We start from the raw sequence: 19,005 nt of genomic DNA, 5'->3' as shown, positions 1-19,005 counted from the left end.
GCATGACAGATCATACCAGCCCGGAAACCGCCAGCGTCCCCGCAAATGCGCAACGTGTCCTGGTGTTGCAGGGCGGCGGTGCGCTCGGCTCCTATCAGGCCGGCGCCTATCAGGCGCTGTGCGGCTATGGCTTCGAGCCCGAATGGGTCGCCGGCATCTCCATCGGGGCGGTCAACGCCGCCATCATCGCCGGCAATGAGGGCCACACCCGCGTCAAGCGGATGAAGGAATTCTGGGAGATGGTCTCGGCGCCGGTGCCGTGGAAGCCGATCGGCAAGAGCGACCACAGCCGCGAGCTGTTCAACTCTACCAGCGCCGCGCTGATCGCGACCTTCGGCGTCCCCGGCTTCTTCGTCCCGCGCGTCCCGCCCGCGCCGATGTGGCCGCCGGGCCATCCCGAGGCGGAAAGCTACTACGATACGTCGCCCCTGAAGAAGACGCTGGAGCGTCTGGTCGATTTCGACCGCATCAACGACCTCAAGACGCGCTTCTCCGTCGGCGCCGTCGGCGTCACCTCCGGCAACTTCAAATATTTCGACAATTACGAGTTCAAGAAACTCGGCAAGAAGATCGGTCCCGAGCACATCATGGCCTCCGGCGCGCTGCCGCCGGGCTTTCCGTCCGTCGTCATCGACGGCGAGCATTACTGGGACGGCGGCATCGCCTCCAACACGCCGCTCGACTACGTGCTCGATGCCGAATTGGCTCGCGACATGCTGATCTTCCAGGTGGATCTGTTCAGCGCCCGCGGCGACCTGCCGAATTCGCTGTTAGAGGCCACCGAGCGCGAGAAGGACATCCGCTTCTCCAGCCGCACGCGGATGAACACCGACAAGAACAAGCAGATCCACAACGCCCGCAGGGCGGTGCGCGACCTGATTTCCAAATTGCCCGATTATCTCAAGAACGACCCTTCCGTCGAATTTCTTGCGAAGGCATCTCGTGAGAGCACGGTCACCGTGGTGCACCTGATCTACCGCAGCAAGAACTACGAATCCTCGTCCAAGGACTATGATTTCTCGCACGTGGCCATGGTCGAGCATTGGGAAGCCGGCGTGCGCGACGTGCATCTCTCGATGCGCCACAAGGACAGGCTCGATCAGCCGCAATCCGGCGAGACCATGGTGACCTACGATCTCACGGGGGACGTCTCCGCGCCCCCGGCAAAAAGGAGCGAATAGAATGGGTAGTCTGTCAGGCAAGAACGCCGTCGTGACCGGATCGACCAGCGGTATCGGGCTCGCCTATGCGCGTGCCTTCGCGGCGGCCGGTGCCAACGTCGTCATCAACGGCTTCGGCTCGGCCGAGGACATCGAGAAGGAACGTGCGAAGATCGAGGCGGACTTCGGCGGGAAGGCGATCTACTCGCCCGCCGACATGACCAAGCCGGCCGAGATCGCCGGGATGATCGCGCTCGGCGAGAAGACCTTCGGCTCGGTCGACGTCCTCGTCAACAATGCCGGCATCCAGTTCGTCTCGCCGATCGAGGAATTCCCGCCGGAGAAATGGGACCAGATCATCGCGATCAACCTGTCCTCGGCCTTCCATGCCATTCGCGCCGCGGTGCCCGGCATGAAGAAGAAGGGCTGGGGTCGCATCATCAACACGGCGTCGGCGCACTCGCTGGTCGCCTCGCCCTTCAAGTCGGCCTACGTCTCGGCCAAGCACGGCATCGCCGGTCTTACCAAGACCGTGGCGCTGGAAGTCGCGACCCACAAGATCACCTGCAACTGCATCAGCCCCGGCTATGTCTGGACGCCGCTGGTCGAGAAGCAGATCCCCGACACGATGAAGGCGCGCAATCTCACGCGTGAGCAGGTCATCAACGACGTGCTGCTCGACGCCCAGCCGACCAAGGAGTTCGTCACCTCCGAGCAGGTCGCCGCACTGGCGCTGTTCCTGTGCAGCGACGATGCCGCGCAGATCACCGGCACCAACCTCTCGATCGACGGCGGCTGGACGGCGGAGTAGGCACTCGATGCCGTAGGGTGGGCAAAGGCGCGTCAGCGCCGTGCCCGCCATACTTTCTCAGATTGACGAAAGGCGGTGGGCACGCTTCGCTTTGCCCACCCTACGACTTCTCGCACGACGTTTCCGTTCAATGCGTCCAGGCCAGCGCCGTCACGAACGCGGATGACAGGTTCAGCTCCGCAAACATGATCTTGCCGGCGACCACGAACAGCACGCTGGCAAGCGTCAGGCGCAGCACCGTCTCGGGGACTCGCGTCGCGCTGAAGCTGCCGACGATGATGCCGGGCAGCGAGCCCAGCAGCAGCACCCCCATCAGCCCCCAATCGACGTCACCAAGCGCCCAATGTCCGATGCCCGCGACCAGCGTCAGCGGCACCGCATGGGCGATGTCGGAGCCGACGATGGTCGCCATCGGCAGGCGCGGGTAGAGCAGCAGCAGCACGGTCACGCCGACCGCGCCGGCGCCGACGGACGAAATCGACACCAGCACACCGAGCACGATTCCCGTGACCACGGTCGCAATCGCCGTGGTGCGCTCGTCGACGCGCTCCCGCTTCCTGCGGTAGCGTTCCATGATCGCCTTGCGGAAGATCAGGGACGTTGCGGTCAGCAGCAGGGCGAAGCACAGCACCAGATTGACGAGGCTGCGCTCGGCATCGCTCCTGAGATCGAGCTGCCACAGCACGAGCAGCGTCAGCGCGCTTGCCGGAAGGCTGCCGCAGGCGAGCCGAAGCACCGCCGGCCAGTGCACGCTGCGCGACCAGCCATGCACCACGCTGCCGCCGGTCTTGGTGGCGGCGGCATAAAGCAGGTCGGTGCCGACAGCGGTGGACGGATGGACGCCGAACAGCAGGATCAGCAGCGGTGTCATCAACGAGCCGCCACCCACGCCGGTCATCCCGACAAGCAGGCCGACGCCAAAACCCGAGGCGACGTAAAGCGGATCAATCATGGTCTGGGGAATCTTAGGTTTATCTCGTCAGTTGGGCAATATGACGTAGAATAAATTTTCCCTGGGAGGCAACCTCTTGGACCAAATAAGAAAAATCATGCTACCGGCCGGCGAATGGCAGTCGTTTCGCCTCGTTTCCGAGCCTGTCACGCAATAGGCGTTCCCCAAGGGGCAGGGCAGGCGAGCGGTTATTTTCCAAACGCCAGAACATGCAGGCCGAGGCGCTGCCGCACGATCCAGAACAGCAGCACCGTCTCGAAGCTGAGCGAGATCGAGGTCGCGGCCGCGGCGCCATGGCCGCCGAAGCGCGGCACCAGCGCGACGCAGAGCACGACGTTCATCACGAAGGCCAGCGCATAGGCCAGCGCGCAGATCTTCTGCTGCCCGAGCATGTTGAGCAGCCGCTCCACCGGGCCGATGGCGGCGCGCACGACCAGCCCGATCGCGGCGACGAACATGATGTCGTAGCCGACCGTGAATTGCGGCCCGAACAGCCAGAGCAGCGGCTTGCCGAACGCGAGCAGCACGATGGTCGCCGCCAGCGACGGCCAGAACGTCCAATTGATGGCATGTGCGACATAGGCCGACAGGCGCGCTTTGTCCCCCAGCGCATTGTATTCGGCGAAGCGGTGCGCGGTCGTCGCCGACATCGCGTAGTGGATGAACGAGACCAGCGCCAGCGTCTTCACCACCGCGAAGTAGACGCCGACCTCGTCGGAGGGGCGGAACTGCTGAAGCACCAGCACGTCGGTGTAGGACAGCAGCAGATAGAAGCTCTCCACCAGCAGGATCGGCAGCGAGACGGCGAGCCAGCCGCTGATGTCATAGGCCTTCGGCCCGGGCTCGATATGGCCGGCGAGCTTACGGTTCAGCACCACCATCTGCCCGGTCATTGCGATCCACACCGCACCCAGGCTCGCGACCATCGCGGCGACCGCGCCGATATGATAGCCGAGCAGGAAGGCAGAAGCCGTGATGCCGATGATCAGCGCCTGGCGGATGATGAATTGCGGCATCAGGCCGAGCTGCATCCAGTCATGCGAGCGGGCGATGCCGTCCTGGGTGTTGGCGACGACGAAGGCGGGCAGCGTCATGCAGCCGATATAAAGCGGCAGCGCCTCGGCCGGATCGATCCAGGGCGACAGCAGCCTGACGATGCCGGCGAGGCCGAGCGACACCAGCGCGGAGACGGCAAAGGTCAGCCAGCGGCTGCCGGAGAGAAAGCCGCGCAGCAGCGCATGCTCGCCGTCGGTGCGATACTCCGGAATGATCTTCTGTGCGGAGGCCGAGATGCCGAAATCCATCATGCTGCCGAGCAGCAGCACCCAGGTCCAGACATAGACGTAGATGCCGTAGTCGGACGTGCCCATCCAGCGCGCGAGCAGAACCTGCGAAAAATAGGCAAGGCCCGCGCTGATGACGCGGATGATGAAGATGGTGCCGGCCAGCCGCCGCGTCAGCGACGCTTCGCTCGATCCGCCCGAGAGCCTAGCCCGCAGCCGCGCGATCAGCCCGTCCGGTCCGGTCGTTGCGGGTTGTGCATCCATCACGGCCAATTCGAAAATCCCCAGGGCGTTCCGCATGCCACGGCAGCCTTGCTGCAGCAGCCTTGGGAATTAGCAACCATTCGTTAAGATTCGGTTGGGTGCTTTCCGTCGTCGTCCTGGCGAAAGCCAGGACCCATTACCCCAGGGAGAAGTTTGGCGAAGGCCCGGGGTTAGCAGCTTCGCGTCACGACTGCTCCCAGGGGTAATGGGTCCTGGATCGGCGCTCCGCTTCGCTACGCTTGTCCAGGACGACCATCACTCCAAATTCGTGTTGAACTCATACGACTTCTCCGGCCCGACTAGCGTGAACTTCAGCGCCGCCCCGTCGGGCTTGGCGCCCGGCGGCAGCCCGTCGAGCTCGAAGGAGAAGCGCTTCACGCCGGGCGGGCTGGGCTCGACCGGCGCGGGAATCGGCAGCGACCAATCCGGCGTCGGCCCTTCGACGAACAGATTGACCTTGCGCGCATCCGCCGGCGCGACGACGTCGACCACCACGTTCTTGGGCCCGTCGCGCTTGACGTCGCGGATCGTCAACGGATTGGGGTCGCCGATATTGGCGGGCTTCGGCACGGTGTCGAGCGCTGCACGCAGGTTGGCGTCCTCGGTCGAGGCGACGCTGTTGAAGCCGAGCTCGGCGCTGGCCTCGACGGGAATGCAGAGCTTTTCGCACACCGCGTAGTTGATCTCGGCGCGCAAGGTCACCGGCTTGTCGGCGGCCTTGGCGACGATGCGCAAGGGCAGCACGATCTGGTCGTGATAGCCGATCGAATGGCCGCCCGCGCCGTCGTCGAACTTCAGCGGCGCCGGCCACATGATCGTCACAGCCTCGACATTCTCCGATTTCGAGAAGTCGAACCGCGGCGGTACGCCGGAATCCCCGGGCGTACGCCAGTACGTCTTCCAGCCCGGCTGGAGCTGGAAGGCGATACCGCCGAGCAGCACGGCGCCGCTGCGTGATCCCGCCAATAGGCGCACCGCGGAATGTCCGTCGTGCTGCCAGGGCGAGGCGTCGTCGGCGCGGGCTGCGAGGGCCAGTGACGACGCAAGCAGGGTTGTCGCGACGCCGATCGCCGCACGCAGGGGAACTCTTGTGAGCATGGTACGTCTTTACAGGGGCAACCCGGGTCAAACCATTGAATTGCTTGTGATGGATGCACTCGAATCAAGTCTCTGCAAGCCTTGATTTGACAGCGGCCGGGCCCAACATCAGGATAGGAATTGAAACCGGAGTGCTTCACCGATGGCTCCCACAGGCAAGAGGACGGGCGAAAGCACCCGCAGCACGGGTCCCGCGCCCCCCAGTTCGGCCGGCTACCTCGACGGCCGCCTCCTGATCGCCATGCCCGTGATGGGCGATGCGCGCTTCGAGCGCTCGGTGATCTATCTCTGCGCCCATTCGGCCGAAGGCGCGATGGGCATCATCGTCAACCATCCCGCCGGCAGCATCGACTTCCCCGAGCTGTTGGAGCAGCTCGGCATCATCAGGAAGGGCGAGCACATCAAGCTGCCGGAGAACGCCGAAAGCATGAAGGTGCTGCGCGGCGGCCCGGTCGATACCGGGCGCGGCTTCGTGCTGCATTCCAGCGATTTCTACATCGAGAACGCGACGCTCCGGATCGACGACGGCGTCTGCCTCACCGCAACCGTCGATATCCTGCGCGCGATCGCCAACGGCTCCGGCCCCAAGCACGCCATCCTCGCGCTCGGCTATGCCGGCTGGGCGCCGGGCCAGCTCGAGACCGAGATCCAGAGCAACGGCTGGCTGCATTGCGATGCGGATGCGGACCTGATCTTCGGCGACGACGTCGACGAAAAATACGGCCGCGCGCTTCGCAAGATCGGCATCGATCCCGGCATGCTCTCGAACGAGGCAGGGCACGCGTAGCTGGTGTGCCGTCGTCGGCTGTCGTGCCTCAGCCTCCGCTGTCATGCCCCGGCTTGACCGGGGCATTCGGTACGCCGCAGCTTCTCGATTCTTTCACTGCTGCCTCTGGAATACTGGATCGCCCGGTCAAGCCGGGCGACGACACCGATTGCTGAGTAGCGCCTACTCCGCCGCCTGCCGCTGCACCGTCGGCTCCGTCCCCGCCACCGTCGCGCGGCGCATGTCGCGGGGCTGGGACTGGTCGTAGCGGCGGACGCGGTGCATGGTCTGGCGGTTGTCCCACATCACAAGGTCATGCAGCTTCCATTTGTGGACGTAGACGAACTCGGCCTGTGTCGCGTGCTCGTTGAGATCGCGCAACAGCAGCCGTCCCTCCGGCACGCTCATGCTGACGATCTTGCCGGCATGCGATGAGAGGTACAGCGACTTGCGGCGGTGGACGGGATGGGTGCGCACGAGGCGTTGCAGGACCGGCTTGAACATCTGCTTCTCTTCGTCGCTGTACTCGGTGAAGCCGAGCGAGCCGCGCGAATACATCAGCGAATGCTCGCAGACGAGGTCCTCGATTTCCGCCTTGGTCTCGTCGTCGAGCGCGTCATAGGCGGCGCGCATGTCCGCGAATTCGGTGTTGCCGCCCGTCGGGTTCACCACGCGCGCCGACAGCAGCGAGAATTTTGCGGGAATGGGACGGAACGAGCTGTCGGAGTGCCAGAGGCAGTTGCCGAGATTGAACAGGTGCGTGCGGCTGTCCTTGGCCAGCGGCTTGCCGTCCTTGCCGAGATTGGAGACGTCGTTCAGGCCGGATTGCAGCCGGTAGTCCTTCTCCTTGGTGACCGTGCCGCCGCGCGCGTCCTCGCGCTGGCCGAAGTTCAGCGCGAAAGCCATCTGCTGCTCGTCGGTGATGTCCTGGTCGTGGAAAACGAGCACCGCGTATTTGTCCATGGCGGACTCGACCTCGCGGGCCTCGCCCGGCGTGAGCGGCTTTCGCAAATCGAGGCCGGAAACCTCGCCGACAAAATGCGTCTGAAGCTGCCGGATGGCGATCGTCATGGCGTTTTCTCCCGCGGACCGCGAGCGGTTGCTCCCGCTCTGTTGACAAAAAAGCTACTCCGGCAACCGCAGATGTCAACGCTTGCTCAGCATACCTCTTACGCGTTGCGCGCCATCAGGCCGCCGTCGACCGGGATCACCGCGCCGGTCAGGAACGACGCGGCCGGTAGGCACAGGCTCAGCGTCATGTGCGCGACCTCCTCGGGATCGCCGTAGCGGCCGAGTGCCGTCCGGCGCTTGGCGTAGATGGTCTTGTGCTCCTCCGAGATGCGGTCGGTGATCGCGGTGTGGATCGGACCCGGGCAGATGCAGTTGACGGTGATGCCTTCGCGGCCGAGCTCGACCGCGAGCGAGCGGGTCAGGCTCGCCACGCCGCCCTTCGCCGCCGAATAGGGACTGTGCAGCGCGGTGGCGCCGAGCGCCTCGGTCGAGGCAATGTTGACGATGCGCGGGCTCTTCGATTTGCGCAAGTGAGGCAGCGCGGCGCGGATGATGCGCGGATGCGCCGTCAGCATCACGGCGATGCCCTTGGCCCAGGCATCTTCGTACGTCTCGTCATCGATCGCGACACGCACGGAGATGCCGGCATTGTTGACGACGATGTCGAGCCCGCCGAAATGCGCTGCAACGTCATGGACCACGCGCTTGATCTCGCCGCCGTCGGCGACATCGAGCTTCCAGGCCTTCGCCGACCCGCCGCTCGCTGCGATCTCCCTCGCGACGGCTATCGCGCCTTGCTCGTCGTAATCGGTCACCGCGACGTTCGCGCCCTCGGCGGCGAACACGCGCGCCGTCGCGCGTCCCATGCCGCTGGCGGCGCCGGTGACGAGAACGGTCAGGCCCTTCACGGACCGGCTCAGCTGTTTGAATTCGGACATGCTGTTTCCTCGCGTCCTTCTGTTTCTTGTTATGAGATTGACAAGGCTGGCATCGATCCGCAGACAGGTCAAACAAGCAAAATAAAAGGGGAGGTCGCGATGGCGAACGAGCTCGATTTCACAGGCAAGCAGGTGCTGGTCGTCGGCGGCTCCAGCGGCATCGGCAACGGCATCGCGCAGGCCTTTCGCGCCAGGGGCGCGCATGTCGCGGTCTGCGGCACGCGTGCTCACGCAACGGAATATTCGGCTGAGGAAGGCTCCGATCTCACCGGCCTTGCTTACGCGCAACTCGACGTCAGCAATCCCGCTGCGATCGAAGCCTTCAAGCCGTCCTTCGACTGGCTCGACATCCTCGTGCTTGCGCAAGGCGCTGTGATCTATCGCCGGGGCGAATTTGAAATGACCGGCTTCCGCAAGGTCGTCGAGGTCAATCTGATGAGCCTGATGGCGTGCGCGACGCGGTTTCATTCCATGTTGCGGGATGCGAAGGGCGCGCTGATCATGGTGTCCTCGACCGCGGCCTATCATTCCACCATGGGCAATCCCGCCTACAACGCCTCGAAGACCGGTGCGGTCGGATTGACGCGCACGCTAGGGGAGGCCTGGGCCGAGGACGGCATTCGCGTCAACGGTATCGCGCCCGGCCTCGTCGATACCAAAATGACGAAGGTCACGACCGACAATCCCAAGCGGCTCGAAGGTGCCTTGTCGCGCATTCCCCTGCGGCGATTGGGCACGCCGGCTGACATGGCGGGCGCGGCGCTGTTTCTGGCATCGCCGCTGTCGTCCTACATCATCGGCCAGACGCTGGTCGTCGATGGCGGACTCATTCTCTAGGCGATTGCTCTAGGCGATTGGAACTGCGCTGCGCCTGATCGGTTACTCCGGCTGACCCCCGAGGAGGACCACATGGACAAGGATCGAATTGTTGGATCGGCCAAGGAATTCGCTGGCCGCGCGGAAGGCGCAGTCGGAGATCTGGCGGGCGATGCGCAGACACAGGCGTCGGGCAAGGCGCGCGAGGCTGCCGGCACCGTGCAGAATCTCTACGGCCAGGCCAAGGACGCCGTGCGTGAGGCCAGCGAGACCGCGGCCGGCTACGCCAAGGATGCCTACGACAACAGCGGCGAGACCTTCCGCGATGGTTCGCAGGCGATTGCCAGGAAGGTGCAGGACAATCCGCTCGGCGCACTGCTCGTCGCTGGCGGCATCGGCTTCGCGCTCGCGCTGCTGATGTCACGGCCGGCACGCCGCCCGCCGCCGCGCTGGCGCTATTACGGCTGAGCCACCCCGCCTCGTCATTCCGGGCTCGCGCTTCGCGCGCCCGGAATCGCATTACATCAGAAATCCAGCTACCGGATCACTTCCGCCGATCGGCCGACATTGCCCGGCGGACGCGGGATCGCGGGGTTTTGAGCCGGATTGCGCGGCCCTGGTGCCGGCGCCAGCTGACGCGGTGCCGGCTGCGGCGAGCCGAAGCCGAAGAAATCACGGAACGACGGCGGTGCCTGTGCCGGCTGCTGCACCACCGGCGGCTTCTTCGGTGCGAGCTTTGGCGGCGCGATCGCGGCCGCCGCGCCCGGCGCGCTGGGAGCAGGAGCGCCGCCGTCGGGCGTCGTCGTGGCCATCGGCGTATCGCCCTTGGCCTGCTCGCGGCCGACTTCGCGGCGCGGCCAGGCATAATCGTCGGCACGGCCTGCGGGGGCCGTCAGCGGCTCGCCTTTCACCATCGTCTTGGCAGCGAGCGCATCGACGGCGGCGGGACGCGAGCCCGGGCCGCCCAGCAATTGATCGGTCGAGATCGAGGCCGCGACCAGCGGCACGATCGGGCCGGCGAGCGGGCGCGGCGCGGGCTTGCCGGGCTCGACGCTGGTGTCGGGCGTCGCCGGCTCGCTCGGCAGCGCGATCGGGCCGGAGCGGCCTGCGAGCAGGCGCGTGATCTCGCGCTCGACATAGTGCGCCAGCTTGCGCGCGCCGGGCTTGGTGAAAAAGACGCCGTCATAGGTGCGGAGCTGACGGATCTGGCCCTCGAAGTCGGGACCCTTCTGGAGGAAGCGGCCGGCTTCGTCGACGAAGCCGTCCCAGACATCGACATAGGTGATGCCGGCCTTGGCCGCGCCCTCGCGATAGAGCGAATCCAGGAACAGCATGTCCGCCGTGCCCTTGGGGCCGCGGATCGCGGGCAGGCCGACCCAGAGCACCGGCACGCCCTTGGCCTTCAGGACGTTGGCCAGCTCCTCGATCTTCTTGCCGTAGAGCTCGACCCAGCGGTCGTCGCGGAATTCGTAGAGGCCGTTCGGGTTGCGTGCGGTCTTCTCGGGAGCAGCGACCTGCGGCGCGTCGGCGTTGTCGGCGTCATCCTGAGGCAGGTCGGCATCGGCCGGCTTGTCGTCCGGCTTCGCCGCGGTGTCGGGCTTGGCGTCGCCGGGTTTCGCGTCAGGCTTTCCTTGCGGCTTGGCGCGCGCGCCCTTGTCGTTCTTCTTGTCCTTGTCCGAAGCCTTGTCGGATTTCTCAGCCACCGGCTCGCGGATCGAGATGCGATCGTTGAGGCCGAGCATGACGACGATGACGTCAGGCTTCTCGGTCTCGAGGATGCCCTTGGCCGCCGCCGCCCAATCCGAAGGTTCGCCCTTGGGCTGGTACTTGATCAGGCCGGACGTGGTCTTGTGCTTGCGGATCACGCCCATGTCGGGCTGCTCGCTGTAGGCATCTTCCAGGCCGTAGGCGAGCCAGTCCGCCATGGCGTCGCCGATCACCAGTACGTTCTTGTCGGCAATGGTGTCACGCTTGCTAGGTGCCGGCGCGCGCGAAAAATCCTGGCGCGGGGCCTGCGGCTGTTGCTGCTGGAACGGCGCGAAGAAGTCGCCGCCGAACCAGCCGCCACCACCGCCGCCTTGGCGCGGCGGCGGGGCCGAACGTTGCGGCGGGCCGCCGAAGCCGGGGAAGTTGAAGAATTGCGCCGAGGCGGGCCCCGCGACCGATACCAGAATCGCAAGCGCCGTCCCCAGCGCGATCAGCGGGCCGGTCTCGGTCAGCGCCTTGAACAGGGACTTCTTCGACATCTCGGGCACCCGCAACGGGTCTGGAAGTGGCTCGATATAATAACGGAATCAGGCGCCAAACGGGCAGATTCTCTCGCAGATTCTTTGGCCATACACCGGGGAACCGCCGCCCCCGTCAAGGCCGGCACGCAAAATCCCTGTTCAGGGTTACTTTCGGCGCGATTTCACCGTCCGCGCAGCCGTTCCAGCACGTCGGAGGACGCAAAACCGTCCGCGGGGACCCCGATCGAGGCCTGGAAGTTGCGCAAGGCCTCCCGGGTCTGGCCGCCGAACTGGCCGTCCGGGGTGCCTTTGTAGAAGCCGCGCTGGGCCAACAATTGCTGGAGTTCCAGCCGTTCCGTGCGGGCCAGCTCGCGTTCCTGCCGCGGCCAGGGCTGCACGAAGGGCTGCCCGCCACGCAGGCGGTCGGCGAAATGGCCGATCGCCAGCGCATAGGCCTCGGCCGGGTTGTACTTCATGATGACCCGGTAGTTCTGAAGCATCAGGAAGCCCGGCCCCTGCGCGCCCGCCGGCGCCAGCAGATAGGCTTTCTCCGCCGGGTGCGGGAACGGCTGGCCCGTCGCGCGCTTGAGGCCGAGCTTTTCCCACTGCGCGATCGTCATCGCCTTGGCGCGGTCCGCCAGCATGTAGTTGAATCCCTGGGGCACCACGACCTCAAAGCCCCAGGTCTGGCCGGCCTGCCAGCCGTCCTTCTTCAGGTTGTTGGCGGTGGAAGCGATCAGGTCGGTGGGATTGTCGACGACGTCGCGCCGTCCGTCGCCATCGCCGTCCACGGCAAAGCGCTTGAAGGCGGTCGGCATGAACTGGGTCGGGCCGAAGGCGCCGGCCCAGGAGCCGCGCATCTGCTCGGGCCTGAGATCGCCGCGGTTGAGTATCTCCAGCGCGGAGAGGAATTCGTCCTTGAAATAAGCCTGGCGGCGGCCGATGCAGGCGAGCGTCGCGGTCGATTGCAGCACGCTGCGGTCGCCCATCTGCGTCGAGTAATTGGACTCGATGCCCCAGATCGAGGCGATGATGTAGCGATCGACGCCGGTGGCCTTTTCGGTGGCGTCGAACTGCGCCTTGTACTTGGCGAGCACCTCGCGGCCCTTGGCGAGGCGGTTGTCGTTCACGAGAATGTCGAGATAGTCCCAGATCGACTTGGTGAACTCCGGCTGCGAGTCCATCAGGTCCATGATGCGCAGGTCGGGCGCGAGCCCTGCGGTGAAGCGCTGAAAATTTTCCTGGGTGATGTTGCGGCGTGCGGCATCGGGCCACATCCCCGCAACGCAATTGTTGAAATTGGAGGCGGCCTCGCGGATCGCGGCCGCCGTCATCAGCGGATGACCGGAAGCGCCGTCCTCGCCGCTCCAGGGTTGCGCGCCGCCGGGACCTGGCGGGGCTTGCGAGGGAGCAGGGTTCGAGCCGGAGAAAATACCGCCGAACAGGTTCGACAGGCCGTTCTGCGCCTGTGCCTGCGCGCAAGCCGGCAGCAGCAAGGCAGCCGCAACCAACGCCACGCTGGTCACGGATCCAGCACGTTTTGCCAGTCCTGCCACTGATTGCATCATGTCCCACCTGTCAGGCCAAAAATCCGCCATCAGGAGGCCCGGTTGCGGTTGCCAATAGCTTAACAAAGATGAAATTTTGGTGTCGGCCTTTTTCTCAACTCTGTAACGGCGAGGCCCCACATCCGCCTTTGTTAGCGGCTGCAAACAAGCTAGCAAGATCACATTGCTCCGTTCACGTCCTCAGGTATTCGATCGATCCCATGAAAATCCGCAAAGCCGTATTCCCCGTCGCCGGCCTCGGCACCCGCGTCCTGCCCGCCACCAAGGCGATGCCGAAGGAAATGCTGACCATCGTCGATAAGCCGCTGATCCAGTACGTCTATGACGAGGCGAGGGAAGCCGGCATCGAGCACTTCATCTTCGTCACCGGCCGCAACAAGAATGTCATCGAAGATCATTTCGACAAGATGTTCGAGCTCGACGCGACGCTGGCTGCGCGCGGCAAGAAGGCCGAGCAGGAGATCCTGGCGCAGAACCAGCCGGAAGCCGGCGCCGTCAGCTTCACCCGCCAGCAGGCGCCGCTCGGTCTCGGCCACGCGGTCTGGTGCGCCCGCGACATCGTCGGCAACGAGCCGTTCGCGGTCGTGCTGCCGGACGAGCTCGTGCTCAACACGCCCGGCTGCCTGAAGCAGATGATCGAAACCGCGTCCTCGCTCGGCGAGAAATCCAACCTGATCGCGGTCGAGGCGGTGCCCGACCATCTCACCCATCAATACGGCATCTGCGGCGTCGGCAAGCGCACCGGCAAGATGTTCGAGGTCGACGGCATGGTGGAGAAGCCGGCCAAGGGCACCGCGCCCTCCAACCTTTCCATCACCGGCCGCTACATCCTCCAGCCGGAGATCTTCAAGATCCTGGAGACCCAGGAGCGCGGCGCCGGCGGCGAGATCCAGCTCACCGACGCCATGATCGGCCTCGCCAGGTCGCAAAAATTCTACGGCGTCGAGTTCGAGGGCGAGCGCCATGATTGCGGCTCCAAGCCCGGCTTCCTCCGCGCCAACATCGCCTACGGCCTGAAGCGCCCCGAGCTGCGCGACGGGTTGATCGCGGAGATGAAGAAGTATCTGGGGCAGTGACATCGAAGGCGGACGCCTTCGATGTCATCCCGGGATGGTCCGAAGGACCAGACCTCAGGTGCGCAATTGCGCACCGGGGGATCTCGAGATTCCGGGTTCGGCTCTTCGAGCCGCCCCGGAATGACAGCCTAGATCACGCCACCAGCGACAGCTTCGGCAAGCTCGCGACCACGGACTGGTTACGCCCGCCCGCCTTCGCGGCATAGAGCGCCTTGTCGGCGGCGGCGACCAGGATCGACCAGTCCATGCCGGCGGCGGGGACGAGACTGGCGATGCCGCAGGAGACCGTCGAGGTCGCCGCATCGTCGGACCAGCCCTGCACCTTGCCGCGGATCGCCTCGGCGATCCCGAAGGCCTCGGTGGCGGAGGTGTTCGGCAGCAGCACGGCGAATTCCTCGCCGCCATAGCGCGCGGCGCAGTCGCCGGCGCGGCTCACCGAATCGGAAATGCAGATGGCGATGCCGACCAGCAGCTGGTCGCCGGCCTGGTGGCCGAACGTGTCGTTGTAGGCCTTGAAGTGATCGGCATCGATCATCAGGAGCGCGACCGGCGTCTTCTGGCGCATCGCGCGCCGCCATTCGACATCGATGACAGCATCGAACTTGCGGCGGTTCTTCAGGCCGGTGAGCGCGTCGGTTGTTGCCATCTCCTCGAGCTTGCGCTCGGCCTCGGCGCGTCGGTCGATCTCGCGTGCGAGCACGAGCGTCGATCCCAGCACGAACAGTGCAAGCGCCAGCACCACGGCGCCGATGCGATAAGCTTCCTTCTGCCACAGCGCGAACACGGCGCTCAGCGGCTTGCCGGCCACCACGAACAGCGGACTGGACCCGCCGCTGCGGACATAGAGCCGCGGGGTGGCGTCGACCGGGCCCTTGCCCGCAAAGGAGCCTCCGACCTGGAGGTTTTCCGGTTTCCAGTCCGGTCGCGTGCCGAGGTTCTTGCCAATGACGTCGAGATCGAACGGCCGCCGCATGATGATGGTGCGGTCGCGCCTGAGCACGGTGATGGTGTCTTCAGGGTCGAGGCTCAGGCGCTCGAACAATTCGTGGAAATAGCTGAAGCGGATCGAGCCGGCGACGACGCCAAGGAAGCCGCCGTCGGTGTCGCTGATGCGCCGGCTGAGCACGATGGAATAGGTGCCGCGGAACAGCATCGGCCGGCTGATGAAGAGGCCCGCTTCCGGATTGTCGTGATGAACCCTAAAGTAGTCCTCCTCGCTCCGGCTCTCCGGCAGGGGATCGAGCGTGGAAGCGTCGATGGTCAGCCTGCCCTCGGCATCGAACACCTGGATCGCGCCGAAATGCCGTGCCGTGGTCGCATGGTCGAACAGGATGAGGTGGCGGACCGTCTTGGAGACCGTCGCGAGCTCGGGCAGCAGCATGTTGTTGGCGACCGCCTTCAGCGACAGGTCGTAGATCTCGATGTTGCGGCTGACGTCGGACTCGATGGTCGTCGCCAGGTTTTCCAGCGTCTGGCGGGCGAGTGCCTCCTCGCCGCGGCGCATGTCGAGCATGACGTTGACGCAAATGGTGGAAAAGCCGATCACCGTCACGACGGACGATATGATCAGCAATTTCGCCGAGATCCGCCACGGCCGGCGGGCCGTGACTTCGCGCCATCCAGACAGCATCGTTTGCTCCCGATCCTAGTGGATGCGCCCGAAAGCTTGAGTAGTGTTTAAGGTAGGACGGCACTGCCGCAATGAGTTAAGAAACGGTTGATGCGGCTCACGGTTTTGGGCAGGCCTGATCGGGCAAATCCGGCTTCGGACGAGAGGACGACGGTGAACGACTACGACGCGTTGCGCGACTATCTGCTGCGGCAGAAGCAGGACGAATTCGTGCTGAGCTTTGAACAGATCGAGGAGATCATCGGCGCGGCCCTGCCGCGTGCGGCGAATCGCGCCTCATGGTGGGACAGCCTGCGCAGCCCCGACATCCAGATGCCGCAGCGCGAGGCCTGCCTCGCCGCCGGGTTCGTGGCGACACGGATGCCGGACGGCGCGAGCGTCAGGTTCACGAAAAAGAAGAAGAACGACCGGCGGCGGTGAAGCTGCCGACCTCGAGGTTGATGTGGCGCGCGAGTCGCGAGTTCAGCTCGCCGCTTCCAGCCGCACTTCCGTCAGCAGGCGCATCGCCGCATCGGCGTCCATCGGCTCGCCGAAGGCAAAGCCCTGCGCGTATTCGCAGCCCATCTGGTAGAGCTCGACCGCGTCGGAATCGGTCTCGGCGCCTTCGGCGACCACGTCCATGCCGAGATCGTGCGCGAGCGCGATGATCGACTTCAGGATCACCGGGCGGGTGCCGCGGTTGGTGGTGCGCACGAACGACTGGTCGATCTTGATCGTGTCGAACGGGAAGCGCTGGAGATAGGCCAGCGAGGAATGGCCGGTGCCGAAATCGTCGAGCGACAGCCCGGTGCCGAGTTCGCGGATCCGCGTCAGCATCTGCGCCGCGTGCTCCGGGTTCTCCATCACCAGCGATTCCGTCAATTCCAGCTTCAGCGTGCCGCGCGCCACCGACGAGCGCGACAGCACGGTGCGGATGTCGTGGATCAGGTCGTGGCGCAGCAATTGCCGCGAGGAGACGTTGACGGAGGCGAAGATCGGCTCGCGCGAGCGCATCGCGCGCTGCCAGATAGAGAGCTGCTTTGCGGTCTGGTCGAGCACGAACATGCCGAGGTCGACGATCAGGCCGGTCTCTTCGGCGATGGTGATGAATTCCGACGGCGCCATGCGCCCGAGCTTGGGGTGGTCCCAGCGCGCCAGCGCCTCGAAGCCGGCGACGGAGCGGTCCTCCAGCCGGACGATCGGCTGGTAGAGGATGGTGAGCTCCTGCCGCTCGATGGCGCGGCGCAGCTCGCTTTCCAGCGTCAGGCGGTCGGTCTTGCGGGCGCGCATCGCCGGCTTGTAGACGTCGATGCGATCGCCGCCGATGCGCTTGGAGTGATACATCGCCAGCTCGGCATCCTTGATGATCTCGTCCGTCAATTGCGTCTGAGGATCGGAAAGTGCGAGCCCGATCGAGGCCGTGAGAAAAATCTCGCGCTCGTTGAAGGCGATCGGCGCACGGATGGTCTTGCGGATGGTCTCGGCGAAGGCGGTGATGCGGGCGGGATCCTGCTCCGACAGCAGGATCAGGCCGAACTGGTCGCCGGCGAGCCGCGCCAGCGTGTCCTGCGGCTTCAGGATGCGGGTGAGACGGCGGGCCAGCGTCAGCAGGATGGAATCGCCGACCGCGATGCCGACGGAATCGTTGACCTGCTTGAAGCGGTCGAGGTCGATCACCATCAGCGTCGGCCGCAGCGTCGGCATGGTCTTGGCGAAATGCGCGACCGCGCCTAACCGGTCCATGAACAGCTTGCGGTTGGGCAGGCCGGTGAGGTTGTCATGCACGGAATCGTGCAGCAGGCGCTCCTCGGCATTGCGCAGCTCGGTGACGTCGGTGAGCGTGCCGACCACGCGCGAGACCTCGCCGTCGGAGCCGACCACGGGACGCGCCTTCAGCGCGAACCACATGAAATGACCGTCCGGGGTGCGCAGGCGGAAGTCCTGCACCAGGCGGCCGCGGCGCTGGTCGAGCACGCTGTCGAGCGCGGCGCGGAAACGGTCCTGGTCAAGCGGATGCAGCACTTCCAGCCAGGACGCCGCCGGGCCTTCCAGCGTGCCGCGCTTGAGGCCGAGCAGGGCTTCGGTCTCGGGGCTGGTGAAGACCTTGTCGGCGGAGACGTCCCAGTCCCAGATCAAATCGCCGGAACCGGCGAGTGCCAGTGCGCGCCGCTCGATGTCGGAGACGACGCCGGTGGTGGCGCCGCCGCCGGCGAAGGCGTGCTGCATCACCGTGAAGCCGATCAGCATCACGATCAGGACGAGGCCGCCGAGCAGCGCCGGGCCGACGATGTCGTTGGTGACGGAGCCCGCCACCGTCATGCCGGCCGCGACCACCCAGACCACCAGGAGGAACCAGGTCGGGATCAAGAGCACCGCGCGGTCGAAGCCGTGGGTGGAGAGATAGACGATCAGGGCGAAGCCGGCGAAGGCGATCAGCACCAGCGAGATGCGCGCGATGCCGGAGGCCACCGCCGGGTCGAACAGCGCCAGTGCGACCAGCGAGCCGAGGAAGGCGAGCCAGCCCACCGTGATGTGCGAATAGCGCACATGCCATCGACTGAGGTTGAGATAGGCGAACAGGAACACCAGCAGCGTCGCCGCCAGGATCGCTTCACCCGCCGCGCGCCAGATGCGCTCGGCGTTGTTCGACATGTCGAGCACCTTGCCCCAGAAGCCGAAATCGACGCCGATATAGACCAGCACGGCCCAGGCCAGCGCCGCTGCCGCCGGGAACATGATGCTGCCCTTCACCACGAACAGAATCGTGAGAACGAGCGCCAGCAGCCCCGAAATGCCGATCACGATGCCCTGGTAGAGCGTGAAGGAATTGACCTTGTCCTTGTAGGCTTCCGGCTCCCACAGATAGAGCTGCGGCAGCTTGTCGGTGCGCAGCTCCGCGACGAAGGTGATGACGGCGCCGGGGTCGAGCGTGACGCGGAAGACGTCGGCGGTCGGGCTTTCCTGCCGCTCCGGCCGGTCGCCGGTCGAGGGCGTGATGGTCGCGATGCGCGACAGCCCGAGGTCGGGCCACAGCAGCCCCGAGGAGACGATGCGGTAATGCGGGGCGACGATCAGGCGGTCGAGCTGGTCGTCGGTGTTGTTGGCGAGCGCGAACACCACCCAGTTCTGGCCGCCCTCGCGGGCGCGCACCTCGATGCGGCGGACGATGCCGTCGGTGCCGGGCGCGGTCGAGACCTGGATGCGGTCGGCATCGCTGCGCTGATGCTCGAGCACGCCGGTGAGGTCGATCGCGGGCGCGTCACCGCGGACGCTGACGGCGTCGAGCGCGCGCGCCGGAAGCGCGGCGACAAGAATCATGAGGCCCAGCGCGATGGGCGCGAGGCACCTGATCAGACGCAAGGTCAGTTCTCCGCGTTCGACGCAAACTTCGTGTGCAAGGCGATTTCAGACCGGACGGAATTGGT

At 65.5% G+C, this 19,005-nt stretch carries 16 protein-coding genes; 7 read left to right on the top strand and 9 right to left on the bottom strand.

The window, feature by feature from the left end:
- Positions 1 to 2: 2 nt before the first annotated feature.
- A complete protein-coding gene (locus AAFG50_RS37865; protein WP_028173469.1) occupies positions 3 to 1,181 on the top strand; it encodes a patatin-like phospholipase family protein in 1,179 nt (392 codons plus the stop codon).
- Between the two features lies 1 nt (position 1,182).
- Entirely contained in the window at positions 1,183 to 1,971 is a 789-nt protein-coding gene (locus AAFG50_RS37860; RefSeq protein WP_011084304.1) for a 3-hydroxybutyrate dehydrogenase, read from the top strand.
- A 127-nt stretch (positions 1,972 to 2,098) separates the two neighbouring features.
- Here the strand turns inward: AAFG50_RS37860 and AAFG50_RS37855 are convergent, their stop codons facing one another.
- From AAFG50_RS37855 to AAFG50_RS37845, 3 genes are all read right to left on the bottom strand, one after another.
- Positions 2,099 to 2,923, bottom strand: coding sequence for a sulfite exporter TauE/SafE family protein (locus AAFG50_RS37855; RefSeq protein WP_028173468.1), 825 nt, complete (start codon positions 2,921 to 2,923; stop codon positions 2,099 to 2,101).
- Between the two features lie 188 nt (positions 2,924 to 3,111).
- Positions 3,112 to 4,479, bottom strand: a complete 1,368-nt coding sequence (locus AAFG50_RS37850) for a flippase (RefSeq protein WP_028173467.1) — start codon at positions 4,477 to 4,479, stop codon at positions 3,112 to 3,114.
- A 246-nt stretch (positions 4,480 to 4,725) separates the two neighbouring features.
- The gene (locus AAFG50_RS37845; RefSeq protein WP_028173466.1) at positions 4,726 to 5,568 is read right to left on the bottom strand and encodes a protein-disulfide reductase DsbD domain-containing protein; all 843 of its coding nucleotides are present in this window, start codon (positions 5,566 to 5,568) and stop codon (positions 4,726 to 4,728) included.
- 142 nt (positions 5,569 to 5,710) lie between these two features.
- On the opposite strand from AAFG50_RS37845, the gene AAFG50_RS37840 reads away from it, so the two are divergent.
- Positions 5,711 to 6,355 (top strand): YqgE/AlgH family protein, encoded by a 645-nt coding sequence (locus AAFG50_RS37840; RefSeq protein ID WP_011084308.1) that lies wholly within the window; start codon positions 5,711 to 5,713, stop codon positions 6,353 to 6,355.
- Between the two features lie 162 nt (positions 6,356 to 6,517).
- Here the strand turns inward: AAFG50_RS37840 and AAFG50_RS37835 are convergent, their stop codons facing one another.
- Positions 6,518 to 7,405 carry a TauD/TfdA family dioxygenase gene (locus AAFG50_RS37835; protein ID WP_028173465.1) on the bottom strand — a complete coding sequence of 296 codons (888 nt, stop codon included), beginning with the start codon at positions 7,403 to 7,405 and terminating at the stop codon, positions 6,518 to 6,520.
- Between the two features lie 98 nt (positions 7,406 to 7,503).
- Positions 7,504 to 8,283, bottom strand: coding sequence for an SDR family NAD(P)-dependent oxidoreductase (locus AAFG50_RS37830; RefSeq protein ID WP_028173464.1), 780 nt, complete (start codon positions 8,281 to 8,283; stop codon positions 7,504 to 7,506).
- A gap of 99 nt (positions 8,284 to 8,382) precedes the next feature.
- Between AAFG50_RS37830 and AAFG50_RS37825 the strand changes: the two genes are divergently transcribed.
- Entirely contained in the window at positions 8,383 to 9,120 is a 738-nt protein-coding gene (locus AAFG50_RS37825) for an SDR family oxidoreductase (protein ID WP_028173463.1), read from the top strand.
- A gap of 72 nt (positions 9,121 to 9,192) precedes the next feature.
- On the top strand, positions 9,193 to 9,567 hold the full coding sequence (locus AAFG50_RS37820; RefSeq protein WP_011084312.1) for a CsbD family protein: 375 nt from the start codon (positions 9,193 to 9,195) through the stop codon (positions 9,565 to 9,567).
- Positions 9,568 to 9,635: 68 nt separating this feature from the next.
- Here AAFG50_RS37820 and AAFG50_RS37815 read toward each other — a convergent pair whose 3' ends face one another.
- Together AAFG50_RS37815 and AAFG50_RS37810 are read right to left on the bottom strand one after the other, a co-directional pair.
- Positions 9,636 to 11,345 carry a DUF459 domain-containing protein gene (locus tag AAFG50_RS37815; RefSeq protein WP_028173462.1) on the bottom strand — a complete coding sequence of 570 codons (1,710 nt, stop codon included), beginning with the start codon at positions 11,343 to 11,345 and terminating at the stop codon, positions 9,636 to 9,638.
- 164 nt (positions 11,346 to 11,509) lie between these two features.
- A complete protein-coding gene (locus tag AAFG50_RS37810; RefSeq protein WP_186363040.1) occupies positions 11,510 to 12,895 on the bottom strand; it encodes a lytic murein transglycosylase in 1,386 nt (461 codons plus the stop codon).
- Between the two features lie 200 nt (positions 12,896 to 13,095).
- On the opposite strand from AAFG50_RS37810, the gene AAFG50_RS37805 reads away from it, so the two are divergent.
- Positions 13,096 to 13,971, top strand: coding sequence for a UTP--glucose-1-phosphate uridylyltransferase (locus AAFG50_RS37805; RefSeq protein WP_028173460.1), 876 nt, complete (start codon positions 13,096 to 13,098; stop codon positions 13,969 to 13,971).
- A 133-nt stretch (positions 13,972 to 14,104) separates the two neighbouring features.
- Here AAFG50_RS37805 and AAFG50_RS37800 read toward each other — a convergent pair whose 3' ends face one another.
- A complete protein-coding gene (locus tag AAFG50_RS37800; protein WP_028173459.1) occupies positions 14,105 to 15,601 on the bottom strand; it encodes a diguanylate cyclase in 1,497 nt (498 codons plus the stop codon).
- A gap of 153 nt (positions 15,602 to 15,754) precedes the next feature.
- On the opposite strand from AAFG50_RS37800, the gene AAFG50_RS37795 reads away from it, so the two are divergent.
- Entirely contained in the window at positions 15,755 to 16,021 is a 267-nt protein-coding gene (locus AAFG50_RS37795; RefSeq protein WP_028173458.1) for a hypothetical protein, read from the top strand.
- A 42-nt stretch (positions 16,022 to 16,063) separates the two neighbouring features.
- Here the strand turns inward: AAFG50_RS37795 and AAFG50_RS37790 are convergent, their stop codons facing one another.
- Complete coding sequence (locus AAFG50_RS37790; protein ID WP_028173457.1) at positions 16,064 to 18,940, bottom strand: EAL domain-containing protein; 2,877 nt, start codon at positions 18,938 to 18,940, stop codon at positions 16,064 to 16,066.
- Positions 18,941 to 19,005: the final 65 nt, after the last annotated feature.

Source organism: Bradyrhizobium sp. B039, assembly GCF_038965675.1.
Lineage (GTDB): Bacteria > Pseudomonadota > Alphaproteobacteria > Rhizobiales > Xanthobacteraceae > Bradyrhizobium > Bradyrhizobium diazoefficiens.
Note: the sequence above shows the minus strand (reverse complement) of the source record. Positions and strands in the feature narration are given on the sequence as shown.